The following is a 19,310-nucleotide window of genomic DNA, read 5'->3' as shown; positions in this document are numbered from 1 at the left end:
CAGTCAGTGTCGTGCATCATTGAACAGCGCGGCCGTCGCTGGTGTCGTCGAACGCGCGCAAGCCGCGGTTCGACAGCTTGTGTTCGCCGTCCGGCGCCGCGTTCGGGTCGAAGCGCGCGCTCGCCTGCAATGAAAACTCTTCGCCATTGCCAAGGACGACACGGTAGCGCGGCGTGCCGTCCTGATGCGCGATCAGGATGCGGCCGAATTCGTCGGTCAGACCTTGCTCGACTTCGGCTTCCCCCTTGTACAGCGTGTACGGTACATTGGCGTACTGGCCGCCATCCGCATGGGCCTGTATCGTATGCTGCAACTGCCCCGCTACCGGCGCGATGGGGGGCTCCAGCTCCGGTTGCGGCCGGTTCTTGGGCGCCAGCGTTTCCAGGTTTCCATGGAACAGCGTCGGCGACGCGGTAAAAAACTGTACCTTGTCGCTGATTTCAAGCATGCAATCGGCGCCATGCAGGCGCACGCCTTTGCGGCCGCGAATATTCACCCAGTCGGCCTGGCTGATCAGCTCCAGCACCTTGTTGGCGACGATTTCGACCGCATCGGTTTGCGCCGCGATCTGCACGGGGCCAGCTGCGGCGATCAGTTTCATGCCAGCCTTGTGGACGAACAGGCGCAGCGCAGCGCCGATGCTGGCGAACAGGCCGCCGCCGGCCGCCAGCGACAGGTCGCACCCGGTCGTCAGCGCGGTGTGCTCGGCGCTGGCGATGTGCGTCGATTGCGCGGTCGTCGTTTCGATACCGGCCGGACTGGCCAGCACCAGATGCGGCTTTGATAATTCGGGAAATGCGTTTTCGCCATTGCCGGCACCACCCTTGATCCCGGCATGCTGGGCTTTCAGCACATCGGCGGCGGCGCCCTGCTGGGCGGCACTTTCTTGCGCGCCATAATGCTGCGCCAAGGCGGCAAGCGCCTTGTGCCGCTCAGCAGCCTCGGCCAACCGGCGCAAGGTTTCATCCATGCTCTTGATATGCGAGGCGGCGCCAGGGCGCGCTTCGGTGGTCAGCAACATGCCGCGGCCGGCGCGCGCCACGCCCCAGGCGTCTGACGCCAGTTCCCAGCCCTCGCCACGCGCATCCTTGCGCCCGCTGGCGTCTTCGATGCGGCTGATACAGCCGAGCGACAATTGGCTGTGCTGATGATCGCTTTTCAGCTGCGCCTGGATGTGCTGGTGCGTATCGTCGAACACCAACTGGTTGCCGCGCACGCCGTAGCCGCCGCCAGGCATCAGCTCAGCGCTGCGCCAGCCGCCCAGCATGCGTTGGCCCGGCAAATTCCACGGTGGCGCATGCTTGCCGTTGTACACCGCGCCAACAATGACGGGACGGTCGATATTGCCGTCGAGAAACTGGATCAGCACTTCCTGGCCGATGCGCGGCAACGCGATCTGGCCGAAGGCCTGGCCCGCCCATGGCGTCATGACCCTGATCCATGGCGAACTGCCCGCGTCGAACTTGCCCAGCCGGTCCCAGTGGAATTGCACCTTCACCCGGCCCAGCGCGTCGGTATGGATGGTTTCGCCTGCCGGCCCGGTGACAATCGCCGTCTGCACGCCGGGCAAGGCACAAGGCATGCTGTTGAACTGCCGCCCCGGATACCAGCGGATGCTCTTGCGGATGCAGCGAAAACGGTTTTCATAATGCGACTTCGCGCCCGTCCCTGCCTGGTAATTGTTGCTGGCGATATGATCGACCGACAGGATCAGGTATTCGCGCGAGCCGATGTCAGCGCGCGCCGCTTCACCTCTGGCCGGCATGGCTTGCTTGCCACTGAAGTGTCCACCCAGCGTGAAACTGCGCCCGGCCTGGGCGCAGCGGTGATTGCCGCCAGCTTCGAAGGTTTGCGCCTGGCAGTTATGCTCCTCCAGGCGGCGTTGCGCCAGCGCTTCGCCGCCACCCATGTCGGCATAGCCATAGCCGGCATTTTGATACAGTTCATGGGCAAACACGTCGCCCTGCTGGTGCAGCGCATAGCCACTGGCGCGACTGGCAAACGGATGCTTGTAGTTGAAGCTGGCCAGCGTGAGCGAGCCTGAAGCGATCTTCCGTATTGCCTGCCAATCGCGTATGCCGTCGCACTCCAGCGAGCCCGCGTCGCTGCGAAACACCATCTCGTCGGCTTCGCTGGCATCGCGGTCGCTTGGGTCGATGCTGTCGCTCAGCCAGGTATTGTCGCCCAAACAGAGCGTATGACCGTCGGTGCGATGTTCATACCAGTAATGGATACCCTGGTCTTCCCAGCGCCGGTGCAGATGGTTGTAATCGGTTTCATTATGCTGGTTGGCGCAGCTTAATATCGCTTTTTCCTCATGCAGCCGGTTTTGCCAGTCGCGCTGCAAATAATGATTGAAGGTCGTTTCGGTGATGTCGATGACCGTGCGTTCGTGGAACGAGACGTTGTCCATGCGCAGCTTGGAAAACGCCAGCCAGGGTTGCAGCACCATCTGGTAGAACGCGAAACCTCCATCGCTGCGCAACAAGCGAAATTGGCCGACATAACCATTAAAATAGCGCAAACTGCCGTCATCGCGCACCATCGAAATCGTGACCATGCGTCCCATCATCGCTGTCAGGGGAAGGTGGAGATTGTCGGACAGCAGTTCGACGTCGAAGCGGAAGTCGCGTGACATTTCCTCGTGTGCCCGCAAACTGTTGACCAGCAGCGCGGTATTGGGCGGACCATCGTCGCGCGGAAAATCCATACGCAGCAAGCGGCTGTCCTGGGTTCGCCAGCCCGCTCCGAAAAGGCGCGCCAGATCGGCTGCCAGCTCGCCATCATCCATATCGCCTCCTTCGGATAGTTACACTAGCCCATGCTAACCATGGTGAACGCTGGCATATTGATGGAACGCAAACTAGTTACCCATACGTAAAAAAGCCGCATCAGCCCTGCGGCGGATGCGGCTTTGCGCTAGCGCAAATTAACGCTTACTTCTTGGCAGTCTTCACTGGCTTCGGATACTTGATCGTCATTTCCTTGAGCAAGTTATCGGCATGGTCCACTTCCTTCATCACCCACAGCATGTAGCGGATGTCGAGGTGGATGGCGCGCGTGATGGCCGTGTCGAAGTACCAGTCCTTGGTGATCGATTCATACGTCGAATCGAAGTTCAGGCCAATCAGCTCGCCACGCTTGTTCATCACGGCTGAGCCGGAATTGCCGCCCGTGGTGTCGGCGCTGGTGAGGAAGTTGACGGGCACCGTGCCCAGTGCCGGGTCGCGGAACTGGCCGTAGCGTTTTTCCTTGACGGCGTCAATCAAGCCTTGCGGCGCTTCGAACGGGGCCTTGCCCGTGACTTTCTCGACGATGCCTTCCACCGTCGTGAACGGGCCCTTGGTCAGCCCATCGCGCGGCGAGTACGGCGAGACCGTGCCATACGTGACGCGCAGGGTCGAGTTGGCGTCAGGATACACCGGCTTGCCTTGCGATTTTTTCCAGGCGATCACGGCTTGCATGTATTGCGGAATCACGCGTTCCAGGTTGCCGTCGATTTCCTTGCGGCGCTCTTCCAGCGACAACTCCACCGGCTGCAGCTTGACGGCCAGTTGCATGAAGGCGTCGTCGGACTGGGCAACAGCAGCCTGGTCCTTTTCCAGCCAGGCCAGGCGCTTGGCCGTGTCAGCCAGTTGCGTCTGCTGGTACAGGGCCGCCACGGCCACTGGCGCCGGCAGCAGCGCGTCCAGGCCTTGCGGATGGCTCTTCGCGGCCAGCTGCGCGTAACGCTTCAGGCCCGCCTCAAAACGCGCCTGGTCGACCTTATTGACATACGACTGCTCCAGGCGGGCCAGGCGGGCCTTGATGAAGGCCAGGTCGCGCTGCTGGAAGCCCGATTCGCGCTCGGCGTCCGCTTTCTGGCGCTCCAGCGACAAACGGTAAATGGTGCGCGCACTTTTCAGCAAGTCGCTGTTGGTGGCCACCGACCAGGCGAACTCTTCTTCGCTCAAGGCCATGTCGCTGGCGATTGCCGCGTCCAGTTCGGCCAGCAAGGTGGGCGAGACGTCCGGCTGCTTCGCGTACCAGGCGCGGAACTCGGCATCTTGCACGTCCTTGATGGCGGCAATGTCCTTGCGGGCAAAACCGTCGAGCAAGCCCTGGGTTTTCTTCAGCACGTTGTTGATGCTTTTGACCACGCTCGCATAGCGCACGGCAGCGGCCGCGTCGCCCTTCGTCGCATCAGCCATCACGGCCAGGTCGGCTTGCAGTTCCGATACTTTCAGGGGGAAGGCCGTATCGCGCGCGAAGCGGATTTCCGCCGGCAGCTTGTAGCGGCTGGTGCGGCCGGGATAGCCCGCCAGCAAGATGCCGTCGCCGGCTTTCAAGCCTTCGGCCGAGACCACCAGGAAGTCCTTCGATTTGTACGGCACGTTGTCGGGCGACGGGTCGGCCGGACGGCCATCCTTGCCCACGTAGGCACGCAGGAACGAATAATCGCCCGTATGGCGCGGCCATTCGTAGTTGTCGATGTCACCGCCGAAGTTGCCGATCTTGTCCGATGGCGCGTACACCAGGCGCACGTCGCGTATCATCATCTGGCGGATGCGGTAGTACTCGAGGCCGCGGTGGAAGGCGGGCACGGAGCAGCGGTACATCTTGTCCGTTTCGCATTCGGCGATCAGGTCCTTGACGCGCTTCTCCACGGCTTCGTGGCGCGCGCGGCCGCTCATGTCGGCTGTCAAGCCTTTCAGCACGCGCTCGCTGACGTTCTCCACCTTGTCCGTCACGTACACCAGGCTGTTCGGACCGCCCGGCAGCTCGCTCGCGCGCGTCTTGGCCAGGAAACCGTCGGTGATGTAATTGTGTTCCGGCGTGGAATTGCGCTGCACGGCGCCATACGCGCAATGGTGGTTCGTCACCACCAGGCCCGCGTCGGAGACGAAGGCGGCCGAGCAGCCGCCCAGCGACACGATGGCGCTCATCGGGTGCTTGCTCAGGTCGGCCAGCTTTTCTGCAGGAATGTCGATGCCGACCCGTTTGAGTTCGGCTTTCAGCTGTGGCAGTTGGTGTGGTTGCCACTGCCCTTCGTCAGCGTGTGCGCCGGCGAACGCGCCCAATAAGGCGACTGGTAAAACGATTGTTTTGAACAAGATATGCCCCTCCATAAATAGCAGGCGAAAGTATAGCCTGTCCAGGGGGCCTGAGTCGGCAAAAAATTAACCCATTGCAATTGCTATATCAGGCAGCAGGCCGCCCCGTCCCCGTCAGGGGAATATGCAGGAACAGGCGGCAACCGGTACCCGACGCCGGCGTGCCTACCTCGAAATGCCCGCCAAGCGCCGTCACCCGCTCGGCAATGCCGATCAGGCCAAAGCACTGCTTTTTGCGCTGCTGCTGCGGCGTGATGCCGATGCCGTTGTCGCTGATAGCCGCATACACGGCGCAGGCATCCGAACTGAGCTCGATCTCGACCTGGCTGGCCTGGGCATGGCGCATGACGTTGCTGAGCGCTTCCTGCACGATGCGGAACAGTACGATCTCGACCTGGCTGCCGATGGCGGCAAACAGGGCCTCGTCGCGTATCAGCAGGCGGCAAGCGACGCCGCTGCGCTTGCGGAAGTCGCCCACCTGCCATTCGATGGCGGCCTGCAAGCCCAGGTCCAGCGCCATCGGGCGCAGTTCGTTCATGATGCCGCGCACGCTCTTGATGGTGGTGTCGACATTGCTGAGCACGGCGCCGACCCGGCGGTGCAGGCGCGGATGGGAACCCTCGGTGCGCGCGCTGAGCATGGAAATATCGATGCGCAGCGCCAGCAGGTTTTGCCCCAGTTCATCGTGGATATCGCGCGAGATGCGCTTGCGCTCGTCTTCCTTGGCCGTTTCCATGTGCAGCGCCAGCTGGCGCAGCTGCGCATGCGACTGACGCAGGGCGCCATCCATCAGCTTGCGTTCAGTAATGTCCGTGTGCGCCACCACCACGCGCAGCGGACCTTCGCCCAGAAAACGGCTGACCCGGGCCTGTGACCAGCGCGCCCCGGCCTCCGTGGCGAATTCATATTCCAGCGCATAGGCATCGGCGCTGCCGGCGATCACGGCGCGGATGCCCGCGGCCAGCTCGCGCCCGGCGCTGCGCTTCCAGCGCGGGTCCCTTTCGCAGAAATCCAGATAATGCAGCTGTCCCGGTGCATGGCTGGCAAAGGCCATGCAAGCCTGATTGGCATGCACCAGGCAGCCGGCCTGGTCCAATACCAGCACGCGGTCGGACAGGGAATCGATGGTGGCGTGAAAAAAACGCTCGGCGTCGCGCAAGGCTTCCTGCGCCCGCTCGCGTTGCTGGACTTCCAGCTGCAAATGCAGGTTGGCCCGCAACAGCTCGGCCGTGCGGTCGATGACGCGCTGGTCCAGCTCCCGGTGCAATTCACGCAGCGTGGCATCGGCCAGCTTGCGCTCGGTAATATCGGAAAACACCCCGACAAAATGGCTGGTGTCGCCGTTCGGCATGCGCATGGGCGTGATCGACAACGACTCGACGAAGCGCTCGCCATTCTTGCGCCGGTTCACCAGCTCGCCATACCAGCTGCCATCCTGCCTCAGGCTGCGCCACATGGCGGCATAGAATTGCGGCTCGTGCGTGCCGCCGCCCAGGAAGGAGGGATCGCGCCCGATGGCCTCTTCCGCCTGGTAGCCAGTGATGGTGGTAAACGCCCGATTCACAGAAATGATGCGGTTATCGCTGTCGGTCACCAGCACGCCTTCGCGGATGGTGTCGAGAATCAGGAAGGCGCGCCGCAAGGCTGACTCGCGCACATACTCGTCGCCCAGGTCCGTCACCAGCATACGCACGCTGGCGCTGTCCACATCAAGATTGGCTTCGATGCGCACGACGCCGCCGCCCAGCACATCGTCGAATAGCCGCGCTTCCAGCACTTGCGGCATGCCACTGCTAAAAATGGCATCGAGGAAGCGGCGGAATGCGCCCTGCGCCTGCGGCGCGATGAATTGCTCGAAACGTCGACCCAGCAATTGATCCTTGTCGCGTTGCAGCAAACCGCTGGCGGCCACGTTGACGCGCGTGATAACGCCTTCGCGCGCCAGTGAGAAGTAGCTGACAGGCGCATGTTCATACAGCTGCGCATAACGGTCGCGGCTGCTTTTAAATTCATTCTTGAGTTTTTCCAGCTCCGCCAATCCGGCGTTCTGCACTTCCAGCTCGATCTGCCTCACCCGCAACTCATGCAGGTGGCGCATCATCTCTTCGTTCGACAGCGATCCTGCCGCCAGCAGCGCCTGCTGCGCAGGCTCGCACAAGTTCTCGTCAGCGGGTCCGCTGTCGAACGGTTCATTCATGGCGCGCTCTCACGTGCCCCTCTGTTCGCCACTGCGCCCGACTGTATCAGGCGCAGCTCGGCTTCCAGCAACTTGGACTCGGTAATGTTAATGAAGGTCACCACCACGCCATCGATCACGTTTTCCACCGTGCGGTACGGCATGATGCGCACCGTGTACCAGCGCCCGTTCTTGGTCTGCACCTGGCGTTCGCAAAACACCAGGCTGCGGATGACTTCCTGCGCATCCGTTTCCAGGTCTGGATAATCGAGGTCGTTGACGATGTCACTGAGCGGACGGCGCAAGTCCGTCTGGATCAGCTTGTAGATTTGCGTGGCCGGTGCCGTGAAGCGGCGGATACGCAGCTCGCTGTCCAGGAAAATGGTGGCGATATCGGTACTATTGAGCAGATTTTTCATGTCGCTGTTGACCAGTGACAAGTCGTCTACCTTCGATTGCAGCTCGGCATTGACCGTGTACAACTCTTCATTGAGCGACTGCATCTCTTCCTTCGATGTGGTCAGCTCTTCGTTCGCCGATTGCAGTTCTTCATTGGTCGACTGCAATTCCTCATTGGCCGATTTGAGTTCTTCGCGCGAGGTCTGCATTTCGTCGCGCACGGCCTGGATTTCATTGCGCGCCTGGATCAGCTCCTGCTCCAGTTCCAGCACCTTGGGATTCGGCGAGCGGCCCCGGCGCGGGGTGGCCGCCAGCGGCACGCTGGCAAACGTGACGAAGACCATGCCGCGCAGCGCGTCGGGCTGGCGCAAGGCTTCTGCCGTCAAATCCACGCCCTGTGCCTTCCCTGCCTGCTCCTTGAGCACCAGGCCTTTCAGGCATACCTGGGTGTCGCTTTGCAGCGCCAGCTTGATCAAGCCCGCCAGCTCGTAGCGCAAGCCGTCGCGCGCCATCGCGTGGATATTCCAGTTGGCCTTGCCTGCAGCTGGTTCCAGGAAGGCGCCGGTGCGCCCGTTGATATACAAAATGTCTCCATCCTGGTTCAGCAACACGGCTGCAGGCGAGTATTTCTGGAGCAATAATTGCTCGACATGGGATTGGATTCTTCCGGGCATGCTGACTTCTCTCATGTCGCTGGGGGTAGGAGGAGTGGCCGACGATACTTTCGTGGGAAAGTAGGTCAGCAAGCGCTGGCGCGCCAGGTTGTCGAGACGACGGTACAGCCTGGTGGATGTCGTCAGCGGCGCGAACAGCTCGGAAAAGTGACCGGGCGTGTCGGCGCTGCCCAGTAGCAAGATCCCATCGCGATTCAAGGCGTAATGAAACAGGGGAATCAAACGCTGCTGCAGCTTGGCATTGAGATAAATCAACAGGTTGCGGCAGCACAGGATATCGAGCTTGGTGAAGGGCGGATCCGAAATGATGTTTTGCTGGGCAAAGATGATCATGTTGCGGACCTCTTTCCTGACCAGGTAATCACTCTTGTCCTGCAAGAAAAACCGCTCCAGGCGCTCGGCCGACACATCGCTCACTATCGTTGGCGGAAACCGGCCCTGGCGCGCGCGGTCGATGGCGTCGGCCGACAGGTCAGTGGCAAAAATCTGCAGGCTGTACTTCGACGGCGGCTTGCTGCTGGCCACCACTTCATGGAAGACCATGGCCAGCGTATAGGCTTCCTCTCCCGTGGAGCAGGCCGGTATCCAGGCCTTGAAGGCGCGTCCTTCCGGGTGAGCCGCCAGCATTTGCGGCAAGACCACCATCTTCAGATATTCCCACACTTTCGCGTCGCGGAAAAAATTCGTCACGCCGATCAGCAACTCCTTGAAAAGCAGGTCGATTTCCGAGGGATTATTGCGCAGATAGGGAATGTACTCTTCCATCGACGTCATCTGGTACAAGCTCATGCGGCGCTCGATGCGACGCAGTACCGTGTTGATCTTGTAGTCCGTGAAGCTGTTGCCCGTATGTTCGGACAGCAAGGCGACAATTTCCTGCAAGGCATTGCGCCCGCCAGGCTCCTTGCCCGGCAACTCCAGGAAGCTGCTGCGAAACAGGTAACTGGCGATCTTTTCCGGCATCTTGTCGGGAAAATCGACAAGGTCCACGGCATCGGCGGCGATGGCGCTTTGCGGCATCATGTCGAACTTGGCCGTGTCGGGATGCTGGGCCAGGGTCAGGCCGCCCGCCTGCTTGATGGCTTGCAGGCCGCGCGTACCGTCGCTGCCCATGCCGGACAGAATCACGCCCACGGCCAGTTCGCCCAGCTCGGCCGCCAGGCTTTCGAAGAAAGCATTGATGGGCAAACGATGTCCGCGCAGCTGCAGCGGCTCGCTGAGCACAAAGTGCCCCTTGGACAGGCCCAGGTCCGCATTCGAGGGAATCACATAGATATGGTTCGGATGCAGTGCGGCGCGCTGCGTGATTTCCGTGACGGGAATGCTGGTGGCACGTTGCAGCAGTTCCGGCAACATGGCTTTTTGCGTGGGATCAAGGTGCTGGATCACCACATAGGCGATGCCGCTATCGGGCGGCACGTTCGTCAGGAAAGCGATAATCGGGTCGAGACCGCCAGCCGACGCGCCGATGGCCACCACGGGAAAATCGATGGCGGCCACCTCCGGCGCTGGAGCTTTGCTGTGTTTGCTGCGTGTCATCGTCGGCAAGAATGCAGCCGCGGCACGTGCGCCAGGCTGGCGGATGGATAATCTTGCATTTTAGCACCCAAGCCGCGCGTAAAAACGCGAATTTGGCCCGGGGCGCTAACCGGCGCCCGCCTGCCGCCTACTGCGTCTGCGGCACATGCCAGCCGCCGCCCAGCGACTGGATCAAGGCCACGGCCGTCGTCTGCCGGTCAGCCTGGGCCTGCACCAGCGAACGGCGCGCCGACAGGGCCGTCACTTGCGCCGTCACCACGTCCGTATAGCCGACCTGGCCCGCGTTGTAGCGGTTCAGCATTTGCTGCTCCACCTGGTCGGCGGCCGACGACGCCTGCTGGCGCAAGGCCAGCTGCTCGGCCAGCGCGCGCGTGGCCGACAACTGGTCTTCCACGGCGCCAAAGGCTGCCAGTACCGTCTGGCGGTAGCGTGCCACGGCGGCCTCATGCCCCGCCTTGGCCGCATCCACGCTGGCCGTGGTGGCGCCCGCGTTGAACAGGGTTTGCGCGGCCGACACGCCCAGCGACCACAGGCTCGACGAAGCATTGAACAGGTCGCCCACACGGCTGGCGCCGGAACCGTAGGAACCCGTCAGGTTCAGGCTCGGATAGTAGGCGGAGCGGGCAATGCCGATCTGCTCGTTGGCCACGGCCACCCTGCGCTCGGCGGCGGCGATGTCAGGACGGCGCTGCAGCAGGGTCGACGGCACGCCCAGCGGCACCTCGGGCACGGTCAGGGTCCACGGCGCAACGGCCAGGCTGAAGTCGGACGGCGCTTTCCCCAGCAGGATGGCGATCGCATGTTCGAGCTGTGCGCGCGCGCGCACCTGGCTGGACAGATCGATCTGCGCATTGGCCAGCTGCGTCTGCGCCTGCAGCAGGTCGGACTTGGCGGCGATGCCGGAGTTGAAACGGTTGCTGGTGATGTCGAGCACGCGCTTGTAGCCGGCGATGGTGGCGTTCAGCAGCGCGATCTGCGCATCGCTCTGGCGCAGCGAAAAATAATTGATGGCCAGCTCGCCCTGCGCCGACAGGCGCGCGGCGGCCAGGTCGGCCGCGCTGGCCGATGCGCTGGCGTCCGCCCCCGTCACGCCGGCGCGCAGGCGGCCCCAGATATCCGGTTCCCACGAGGCGCCAATGGCCGCCTTGAAATTATTGTTCGTCTGCTGCTCGCCCCCGCCGCCGGAACGGGCGCCGCTGCCCGTCAGGCTCACGGTAGGAAACAGCGAGGCGCGCTGTTCGCGCACCAGAGCGCGCGCCTGCTCATACGAGGCAACGGCTTCGGCCACGTTCTGGTTCGATACTTCAATGCCTTCGGCCAGCTGGTTCAATTGCGCGTCGCCGAACAGGGTCCACCAGGGACCCCGTTCCAGGGTATCGGCCGGCACGGCCGCTTGCCAGCCGGCCGCCTCCTTGAACGTTTGCGGCGCGGCGGCCGTGGGTACTTCATACGCGGGGCTGACGGCGCAGCCGGCCAGCAGGGCAGCGGCGGCCACTGCCAGAAAATGGCGGGCAGGAACGGTGGATACGATAGGTTTTACTTGCTTCATGATTGTGTGCTCGGGTTATCTGGCCCAGAAATGCGGCTCAATTGCTGCTCGTCGGCACTGCGCGTGCGCAGCTTGTCGAGCAGGATGTAGACCACCGGGGTGGTCAGCAATGTGAGTAACTGGCTGGCAATCAGGCCGCCAATGATGGCGACCCCCAAGGGCTGGCGTAGCTCTGACCCCTCGCCGAAACCGATCGCCAGCGGCAAGGCGCCAAGCGCCGCCGCCAGAGTGGTCATCAGAATGGGGCGGAAACGCAGCAAACATGCCTCGCGCACCGCCTCCACAGCTGTCAGCCCGCGCGAACGCTCGGCCTCCAGCGCGAAGTCGATGATCAATATAGCATTTTTCTTGACGATGCCGATCAACAGGAACACGCCGATCAGGGCGATGATGGAAAACTCCATGCGGAACAGCAGCAAGGCCAGCACGGCGCCCACCCCCGCCGACGGCAAAGTCGATAGCACGGTAATCGGATGTATCAGGCTTTCGTACAGGATGCCCAGCACGATGTAAATCACCACGATGGCCGCCAGGATCAGCAGCGGCTGCTCCTTGTTGCTGTCCTGCGCACTCTTCGCCGAACCCTGGAAGCTGCCGCGCACATTCACCGGCATGCCGATCTCCGACTCTGCCTGGGCCACGGCGGCCTGCCCGTCGCTGAGCGGATAGCCGTCGCTGAGATTGAACGACACGGTGGTGGCCAGCTCCCCGCCCTGGTGATTGATGGAGGTCGCCGTCGAGCTTTCGGCAAAGCTGCTGAACGACGACAGCGGCACCATCGTCGCCAGGGTGGTGCTCAATGCCGAGCCGCTGGACGGATCGCGCGCCGCCGTCGTGTTGGACGTCGTCGCGGCCACGCTGGTGGTGGCCGTAGCGGCGCTGGTGGCCGTGGCCGTGGCGGCGACGGCAGCCGCATTCGACGCCGGCACATACACGGAGCGCAGCGCTTCCGGGCTTTGCGCGTAGCGGGGCGCCACTTCCATAATCACGTGGTACTGGTTCAGCTCATCGTAGATGGTCGCCACCTGGCGCTGGCCGAAGCTGTTGTACAGCGCATTGTCGATATCCTTGACTTGCACGCCCAGCTGCGTGGCCCGGTCCTTGTCGATGCTGACAAAGGTTTCCACTCCGTTTTCCGCCTGGTCCGTATCGACGTCGATCAGGGCCGGCTGCAGCTTCATCTGGTCGGCCAGTTTCGCCGCCCATTTCTTCAAATCGGCCTGGTTGTCGCTGATCAGGGTGTACTGGTAGGTCGAATTGCTGGAACGCCCGCCCATGCGCAAGTCCTGCACGGGATTGAGGAACAGCGAAATGCCCGTCACCTTGGCCAGCTGCGGGCGCAGGCGCGCAATCACGGCCTGCCCCTTGTCCGTGCGCTGCGAGGCCGGTTTCAGATCGATGAACATGAAACCGCCCCCTGCCCTGCCCCCGCCCGTAAAGCCGACGACGGTGGCGACGGCAGGATCGTCCTTGATGATGTTGACCAGCTGGCGCAGCTTGCCCTGCATGGCCTGGAACGAGATGCTCTGGTCGGCGCGCATGCCGCCGTTGATCTGCCCCGTATCCTGCTGCGGGAAGAAGCCCTTGGGCGCGGCCGCGAACAGATACACGTTCAGGCCGACGACGAACACCAGGATGGTCATCACCAGCGCGGCGCTGGACAAGGCCCAGTCCAGGCAATGCTCATACACTTTCAGCATGCGCTCGAAGCCACGTTCGAACCAGCGCGCCACCGCGCCCGGCGCCTTGTGCTGCTCGCCGCTTTTCAGCAGCCAGGCGCACATCATCGGCGTGGTGGTCAGCGAAATGACCAGCGAAATCATGACGGCGGCCGACAAGGTCACGGCAAACTCGCGGAACAAACGCCCCACCTGGCCGCCCATGAACAGCAGCGGGATGAAGACGGCCACCAGCGACAGGCTGATCGACAGCACCGTGAAACCCACTTCGCGCGCGCCCAGCAGGGCCGCCTTGAAGCGGTCCATGCCTGCCTCGATATGGCGCTGCGTATTTTCCAGCACCACGATGGCATCGTCGACGACAAAGCCCGTGGCCACCGTGAGTGCCATCAGGGACAGGTTATTCAGGCTGAAGCCCAGAATGTACATCACACCGAAAGTACCCAGCAAGGAAACGATGGTGGCCACGGCCGGGATGATGGTGGCGCGCACGCTGCGCAGGAAGGCGCTGACCACCAGCACCACCAGCACGATGGACAGGATCAGGGTGAATTCGATCTCGTGCAGGGACGAGCGGATGGAGTTGGTGCTGTCGGATGCCACTTGCAGCTTGATGTCGCCGGGCAGCTGCGCCTGCAGTTGCGGCAGCAGCGCGCGCACGCCGTCCACCGTGGCGATGACGTTGGCGCCCGGCTGGCGCGTGATCAGTACGATGACGGCCGGGTCGCCGTTGAACAGGCCCAGGGTATTCGTGTTTTCCACGCCGTCGACCACTTCGGCCACGTCGTCGAGGCGGATGGCGGCGCCATCGCGCCAGGCCACCACCAGGCTGCGGTAGTCGGCTGCGCTGCGCCCGCCCGAGGCCGTGCTGGCGCCCGAATAAATCTGCAGGCTGCGCTCGTCGCCGGAAATCGCCCCCTTGGGCCGGTTGGCGTTCGTGGCCTGGATGGCCGCGCGCACATCTTCCATCGACACGGCATAGTGATTGAGCTGGTACGGCAGCAGTTCCACGCGCACGGCCGGCAGCGAACCGCCGCCCAGTTCCACGTCGCCTACGCCTTTGACTTGCGCCACCTTTTGCTGCACCAGGTTTGACACGGCGTCGTAGATCTGGCCCGGCGTGCGCGTTTTTGACGTCAGCGCCAGGATGATCACGGGCGCGTCGGACGGATTGGCCTTGCGGTAGGTGGGATTGCTGCGCAGAGTGGCCGGCAAGTCCACGCGCGCGGCGGCAATGGCCGCCTGCACTTCGCGCGCGGCCGAATCGATCTTCCGGTTCAGGTCGAACTGCAAATTGATGCGCGCCGAACCCGTGCCCGACGACGACGTCATTTCGTTCACGCCGGAGATCACGCCCAGGCGCCGCTCCAGCGGCGTGGCCACCGAGGTGGCCATGGTCGCGGGGCTGGCGCCGGGCAGGCTGGCGCTGACGGAAATGGTCGGATAATCGACCTGCGGCAGCGGCGAGACAGGCAGCACGAAGAAGGCGCCGACACCCGCCAGCGCGATGCCGATGGTCAGCAGCACGGTGGCGATGGGACGCTTGACGAACGGTTCGGACAGGTTCACGCGGCGCTCCCCGCATTATCGGCTGGCTTGTCCAGGTTGACGCCCCGCGTTTTGGATGCAAAGCGCTGGCCCAGGCGGTCGAAGCCCAGGTAGATGACGGGCGTGGTAAACAGCGTCAGCACCTGGCTGACAATCAGGCCGCCAAAGATGGCCAGGCCCAGCGGACGGCGCAACTCTGCGCCCTCGCCCCAGCCCAGCATCAGCGGCACGGCCGCGAACAGGGCTGCCAGGGTGGTCATCAGGATTGGGCGGAAACGCAGCAGCGCCGCCTGGTGGATGGCTTCCTGCGGGCTCTTGCCTTCATCGCGTTCGGCCTCGATGGCGAAGTCGATCATCATGATGGCGTTCTTCTTGACGATGCCGATCAGGAGAATAATGCCGATGATGCCGATCACGCCCAGGTCCTGCCCGGAAATCATCAGCGCCAGCAAGGCGCCCACGCCGGCCGACGGCAAGGTCGACAAAATCGTCAGCGGGTGGATGTAGCTTTCGTACAGCACGCCCAGCACGATGTAGACGCAGACGACGGCGGCCAGGATCAGCCACAGCTGGTTCGACAGCGAGTTTTCATACGCGCCGGCCGCACCGAGGAAGGTCAGGGTCACCGATGGCGGCAAGGCGATATCCTTGGCCGCCTGCCGGATGGCGTCGACGGCGCTGCCCAGCGCCACGCCTTGCGTCGTATCAAAGCCCAGCGTCGTGGCCGGGTATTGCGCCACGTGCGTGATCTGCAGCGGCGCCTGTTTTTCGCTGACGCTGGCAAAGGCGGACAGCGGCGTCGACTTGCCGGAACCCGTGCGCACCTGCAGTTCCGACAGGTCGGCCGGCGTGGTGACAATGCCGGGCTGCGCTTCGAGGATCACGCGGTACTGGTTGGTTTCCGTAAAAATGGTCGAGATGATGCGCTGGCCGAAAGCGTTGTACAGCGCGTCGTCGACAGTGGCCGTAGTGACGGACATGCGTGCGGCGCTGTCGCGGTCGATGGCCACCACGACGGCGGCGCCCGTGGCGCCCGCGTCCGTGACCACATTGCGCAGCTGCGATTTTTCGCGCATGCGGGCCGCCAGCTTGCCGGCCCACTCGGTGACGGTGGCCGTGTCGGCCCCTTCGAGCGAGACGCGGTATTGCGTCGGCCCCGATTCCGCATCGATGGTCAAATCTTGCGTCGGCTGCAGATACAGGGTCACGCCGGCCACCTTGGCGACACGGTTGCGCAGGCGCTCCATGATGTCGTCCTGCTTGCCGCTGCGAGAGCGCTTCAGGTTGATCAGCATGCTACCCGTGTGCAGCATGGTATTGTTGGCTGCATCGACGCCCACCAGGGAACTCAGGGTATCGACATCGGGGTCCTCCAGCAGCGCGCTGGCCGCCGCCTGCTGCAAGGTGGCCATGCGTTCGTACGACACGGCTTGCGAGGTTTCGATGCGCGCCTGCAGCTGCCCTGTATCCTGCGTGGGGAACAGGCCTTTCGGGATGGTGATGTACAAAATCACCGTCAACAGCAAGGTGGCCAGGGCCACCAGCAAGGTCAGTCCCTGGCGTTTCAAGACCCACACCAGCGCATGGTCGTACTGGACGATCACGCGGTCGAGGAAAGCCTGGATGCGCTGGCCCGTGGCGCTGACTTTTTCATCGGCATGGCTTTTCAACCAGCGCGCCGACATCATCGGCACCAGGGTGAGCGAGACGACGGCGGAAATCAGGATCGTGATGGCCAGGGTCATGGCAAATTCGCGGAACAAACGGCCCACCACGTCGCCCATGAACAACAGCGGAATGAGCACGGCGATCAAGGACACCGTCAGCGAGATGATGGTAAAGCCGATCTGCGACGCGCCCTTCAGGGCGGCGGCCATCGGCGTTTCGCCCTCTTCGATGTAGCGGGCGATGTTTTCGATCATGACGATGGCGTCATCGACGACAAAGCCGGTGGCAATGGTCAGCGCCATCAGGGACAAGTTATTCAGGCTGTAGCCGAGCAGATACATGACGCCGCAGGCGCCGATCAGCGAGATCGGCACGGACAGGCTGGCGATCACGGTGGCGCGCATGCTGTGCAGGAAGGCGAAAATCACCAGCACCACCAGCAGCACGGACAGCAGCAACTCCATCTCCACGTGTTCGACGGAGGCGCGAATGCCCGTGGTGCGGTCGCTCAGCACGTCGAGCTTCATGGCCGCCGGCAGGCTGGCCTGCAGGTCGGGCAGCAGTGCCTTGATGGCGTCGACCGTCTTGATGACGTTGGCGCCGGGCTGACGCTGCACGTTCAGGATGATGGCCGGCTGTTTGCCCGACCAGGCGCCCAGGCGCGTGTTTTCCGCACTGTCGACCACATTGGCCACATCAAGCAGGCGCACGGGCGCGCCATTCTTGTAGGTGATGATCAGGCGCTTGTAGTCTTCCGCCGTCACCAGTTGATCATTCGCATTGATGGCAAACGAGCGCGTGGGGCCGTCGAAACTGCCCTTGGCGCTGTTGACGTTGGCTCCCGCGATGGCCGTGCGCAGGCTGTCGAGGCCCAGGCCATACGACGCCAGCAATTTGGTGTCGCCCTGGATGCGCACGGCGGGACGCTGGCCGCCCGACAGCGACACCAGGCCCACGCCATTGACCTGGCTGATCTTCAGCGCCAAACGCGTGTTGACGATGTTTTGCACCTGCGTCAGCGGCATCGTGTCCGAGGTAATCGCCAGTGTCAGCACGGGCGCGTCGGCCGGATTGATCTTGGCGTACACGGGCGGCGCCGGCAAGTCGGTAGGCAGCAGGGAACCGCCCGCGTTGATGGCCGCCTGCACTTCCTGCTCGGCCACGTCCAGGGTCTGGCCCAGGGTGAATTGCAGGGTGATGATGGAGACGCCGGCCGCGCTGGTGGAACTCATGCGCTGCAGGCCAGACATCTGCCCGAACTGGCGCTCCAACGGCGCCGTGACGGTCTGCCCCATGACTTCGGGACTGGCGCCCGGGTACAGGGTCTGCACCTGGATGGTGGGGAAGTCCACTTGCGGCAAGGCGGCCAGCGGCAGGAACTTGAAGCCGACCAGCCCCGCCAGCACGATGGCCAGCATCAGCAGCGCCGTGGCGACGGGGCGCTTGATGAAGGGAGTCGATGGACTCATTGCGCTGCGCCCTTCGCCGGCGCGGTGGCTGGCGCTGCGGCTGGCGCACTGGCCGGTACGGATGCGGAAGCCGATGCACTGGCCGCGCCGTCAGCCTGCTGGCGGCGGTGGCGGCGTTCGCCGTTCGCGCCAGTTGCACCGCCCGCGCCGGCACCGCGCGCGCCGGCCGGCTTGTCGCCAGCCAGGGTGACTTTCGCGCCTTCCTTCAGGCGGTCGGCGCCTTCCGTGATGACTTGCTCTCCCGCTTCCAGGCCGGCGCGGATTTCCACCATGTCGGTGGTGGCCTGGCCGCGCGTGACCATGCGCACGGTGACGGTTTTATCCGCTTTCAGCACATATACGAAGTCGCCATTATTGCTGTGACGCAGGGCCGTGACGGGTACCAGCACGGCGCCCGTGATATTGCCCAACTCCAGGCGTACGTTGACGAACTGGCTGGGGAACAGGGCCATCTTGTCATTCGTGTAGCGGGCCTTGGCACGCACGGTACCCGTCTGCACATCGACCTGGTTATCGAGCGCGCTCAAGCTGCCCTTGTCCAGGGTATGCGTGCGCGTGCGGTCCAGCGCCAGCGCCGGCAGGGCCGAGCCGGCATTCAGGCGCTCCTGGATGGTCTGCACCTTATCCTGTGGCACGGAAAACTGCACGTCGATGGGCGACAGCTGCGTCACCACCACCACGCCGCCCGCGTCGCTGGTATTCACCAGGTTGCCGATATCGACCACCTTCAGGCCCGCGCGGCCGCTGATCGGCGACACCACCTTGGTATAACCCAGATTGAGTCTGGCAGTGCCTTCTGCGGCGCGGTCCGTCATTACCGTGCCTTCCAGCTGCTTGACCAGGGCGGCCTGCGTATCGACGTCCTGGCGCGCGATGGAGTCCTGGCCCAGCAGGGTTTGATAGCGTTTCAGTGTCAGGCGCGCGTTTTCCAGCTGCGCTTCATCGCGCTGGCGCTGGCCCGTGGCCTGCATCAGCGCCATCTCGAACTGGGCAGGATCGATTTGCGCCACCACCTGGCCCGCCTTGACCATGCCGCCTTCCTTGAATTTCAATTCCTTCAGGATGCCCGATACTTGCGGGCGCACCGTCACGGTGGACGCCGCCGTCACGGTTCCCAGCGCATCGAGCACCACGGGCAGGTCCGATTTCACGGCAGTGGCCACGCCCACGGTGGTCGAGGGCGCGCCACGGCGCCCGCCACCGGGGCCACCAGGACCACCTGGCCCGCCGGGTCCGCCCATGCCGGGGCCGCCCTGGGCACTGGTGCCGGAGTGGGTCAGGTACCAGGCACCGCCCCCCAACGCAGCCATGACGGCCAGCGCAATGACACTGCCGACGATTTTCGAACGGCGGCTGCGCCGCGGGGTGTTGGGTGTTGTCTGCGAATCCATCGCTTATCCTTGTATAGGCCGCTGGCACGGCGAGTCTGTGGCGCCGGCCGAGGTGGAACACACTCAGGCCGGACGACCGTTTTTCGGGGTTGTTTCGGTACACAGCCGGGGGAGTCAAGAGCTGA

8 protein-coding genes are annotated in these 19,310 nt (G+C 63.5%); all 8 read right to left on the bottom strand.

Annotated elements, in window-relative coordinates:
* Nucleotides 1-16: 16 nt before the first annotated feature.
* The 8 genes from tssI to C8C89_RS12725 all read right to left on the bottom strand — a co-directional run bounded on the left by tssI (nt 17) and on the right by C8C89_RS12725 (nt 19,185).
* Nucleotides 17-2,791, bottom strand: coding sequence for a type VI secretion system Vgr family protein (gene tssI / locus C8C89_RS12760; RefSeq protein WP_133990190.1), 2,775 nt, complete (start codon nt 2,789-2,791; stop codon nt 17-19).
* 145 nt (nt 2,792-2,936) lie between these two features.
* A complete protein-coding gene (locus tag C8C89_RS12755) occupies nt 2,937-5,093 on the bottom strand; it encodes a S46 family peptidase (RefSeq protein ID WP_347876590.1) in 2,157 nt (718 codons plus the stop codon).
* Nucleotides 5,094-5,181: 88 nt separating this feature from the next.
* On the bottom strand, nt 5,182-7,290 hold the full coding sequence (locus tag C8C89_RS12750) for a PAS domain S-box protein (RefSeq protein ID WP_243857994.1): 2,109 nt from the start codon (nt 7,288-7,290) through the stop codon (nt 5,182-5,184).
* Nucleotides 7,287-9,881 carry a chemotaxis protein CheB gene (locus C8C89_RS12745; RefSeq protein ID WP_133990186.1) on the bottom strand — a complete coding sequence of 865 codons (2,595 nt, stop codon included), beginning with the start codon at nt 9,879-9,881 and terminating at the stop codon, nt 7,287-7,289. Before C8C89_RS12745 ends, C8C89_RS12750 begins: the two co-directional genes overlap by 4 nt.
* A 127-nt stretch (nt 9,882-10,008) precedes the next feature.
* On the bottom strand, nt 10,009-11,430 hold the full coding sequence (locus tag C8C89_RS12740; protein ID WP_166674722.1) for an efflux transporter outer membrane subunit: 1,422 nt from the start codon (nt 11,428-11,430) through the stop codon (nt 10,009-10,011).
* A complete protein-coding gene (locus C8C89_RS12735; RefSeq protein ID WP_133990184.1) occupies nt 11,427-14,678 on the bottom strand; it encodes an efflux RND transporter permease subunit in 3,252 nt (1,083 codons plus the stop codon). The genes C8C89_RS12740 and C8C89_RS12735 overlap by 4 nt, the downstream gene beginning before the upstream one ends.
* Nucleotides 14,675-17,794 carry an efflux RND transporter permease subunit gene (locus tag C8C89_RS12730; protein ID WP_133990182.1) on the bottom strand — a complete coding sequence of 1,040 codons (3,120 nt, stop codon included), beginning with the start codon at nt 17,792-17,794 and terminating at the stop codon, nt 14,675-14,677. Before C8C89_RS12730 ends, C8C89_RS12735 begins: the two co-directional genes overlap by 4 nt.
* Nucleotides 17,791-19,185: an efflux RND transporter periplasmic adaptor subunit gene (locus tag C8C89_RS12725; RefSeq protein ID WP_133990180.1), complete on the bottom strand. Its 1,395-nt coding sequence runs from the start codon at nt 19,183-19,185 to the stop codon at nt 17,791-17,793. Before C8C89_RS12725 ends, C8C89_RS12730 begins: the two co-directional genes overlap by 4 nt.
* Nucleotides 19,186-19,310: the final 125 nt, after the last annotated feature.

The organism is Janthinobacterium sp. 75 (assembly GCF_004365495.1).
GTDB lineage: Bacteria > Pseudomonadota > Gammaproteobacteria > Burkholderiales > Burkholderiaceae_D > Janthinobacterium.
Note: the sequence above shows the minus strand (reverse complement) of the source record. Positions and strands in the feature narration are given on the sequence as shown.

Bases quoted from the DNA above. Each gene is read 5' to 3' on its own strand.
- tssI (WP_133990190.1), bottom strand. From the start codon at position 2,791: ATGGATGATGGCGAGCTGGCAGCCGATCTGGCGCGCCTTTTCGGAGCG.
- C8C89_RS12750 (WP_243857994.1), bottom strand. From the start codon at position 7,290: ATGAATGAACCGTTCGACAGCGGACCCGCTGACGAGAACTTGTGCGAG.
- C8C89_RS12745 (WP_133990186.1), bottom strand. From the start codon at position 9,881: ATGACACGCAGCAAACACAGCAAAGCTCCAGCGCCGGAGGTGGCCGCC.
- C8C89_RS12740 (WP_166674722.1), bottom strand. From the start codon at position 11,430: ATGAAGCAAGTAAAACCTATCGTATCCACCGTTCCTGCCCGCCATTTT.
- C8C89_RS12730 (WP_133990182.1), bottom strand. From the start codon at position 17,794: ATGAGTCCATCGACTCCCTTCATCAAGCGCCCCGTCGCCACGGCGCTG.
- C8C89_RS12725 (WP_133990180.1), bottom strand. From the start codon at position 19,185: ATGGATTCGCAGACAACACCCAACACCCCGCGGCGCAGCCGCCGTTCG.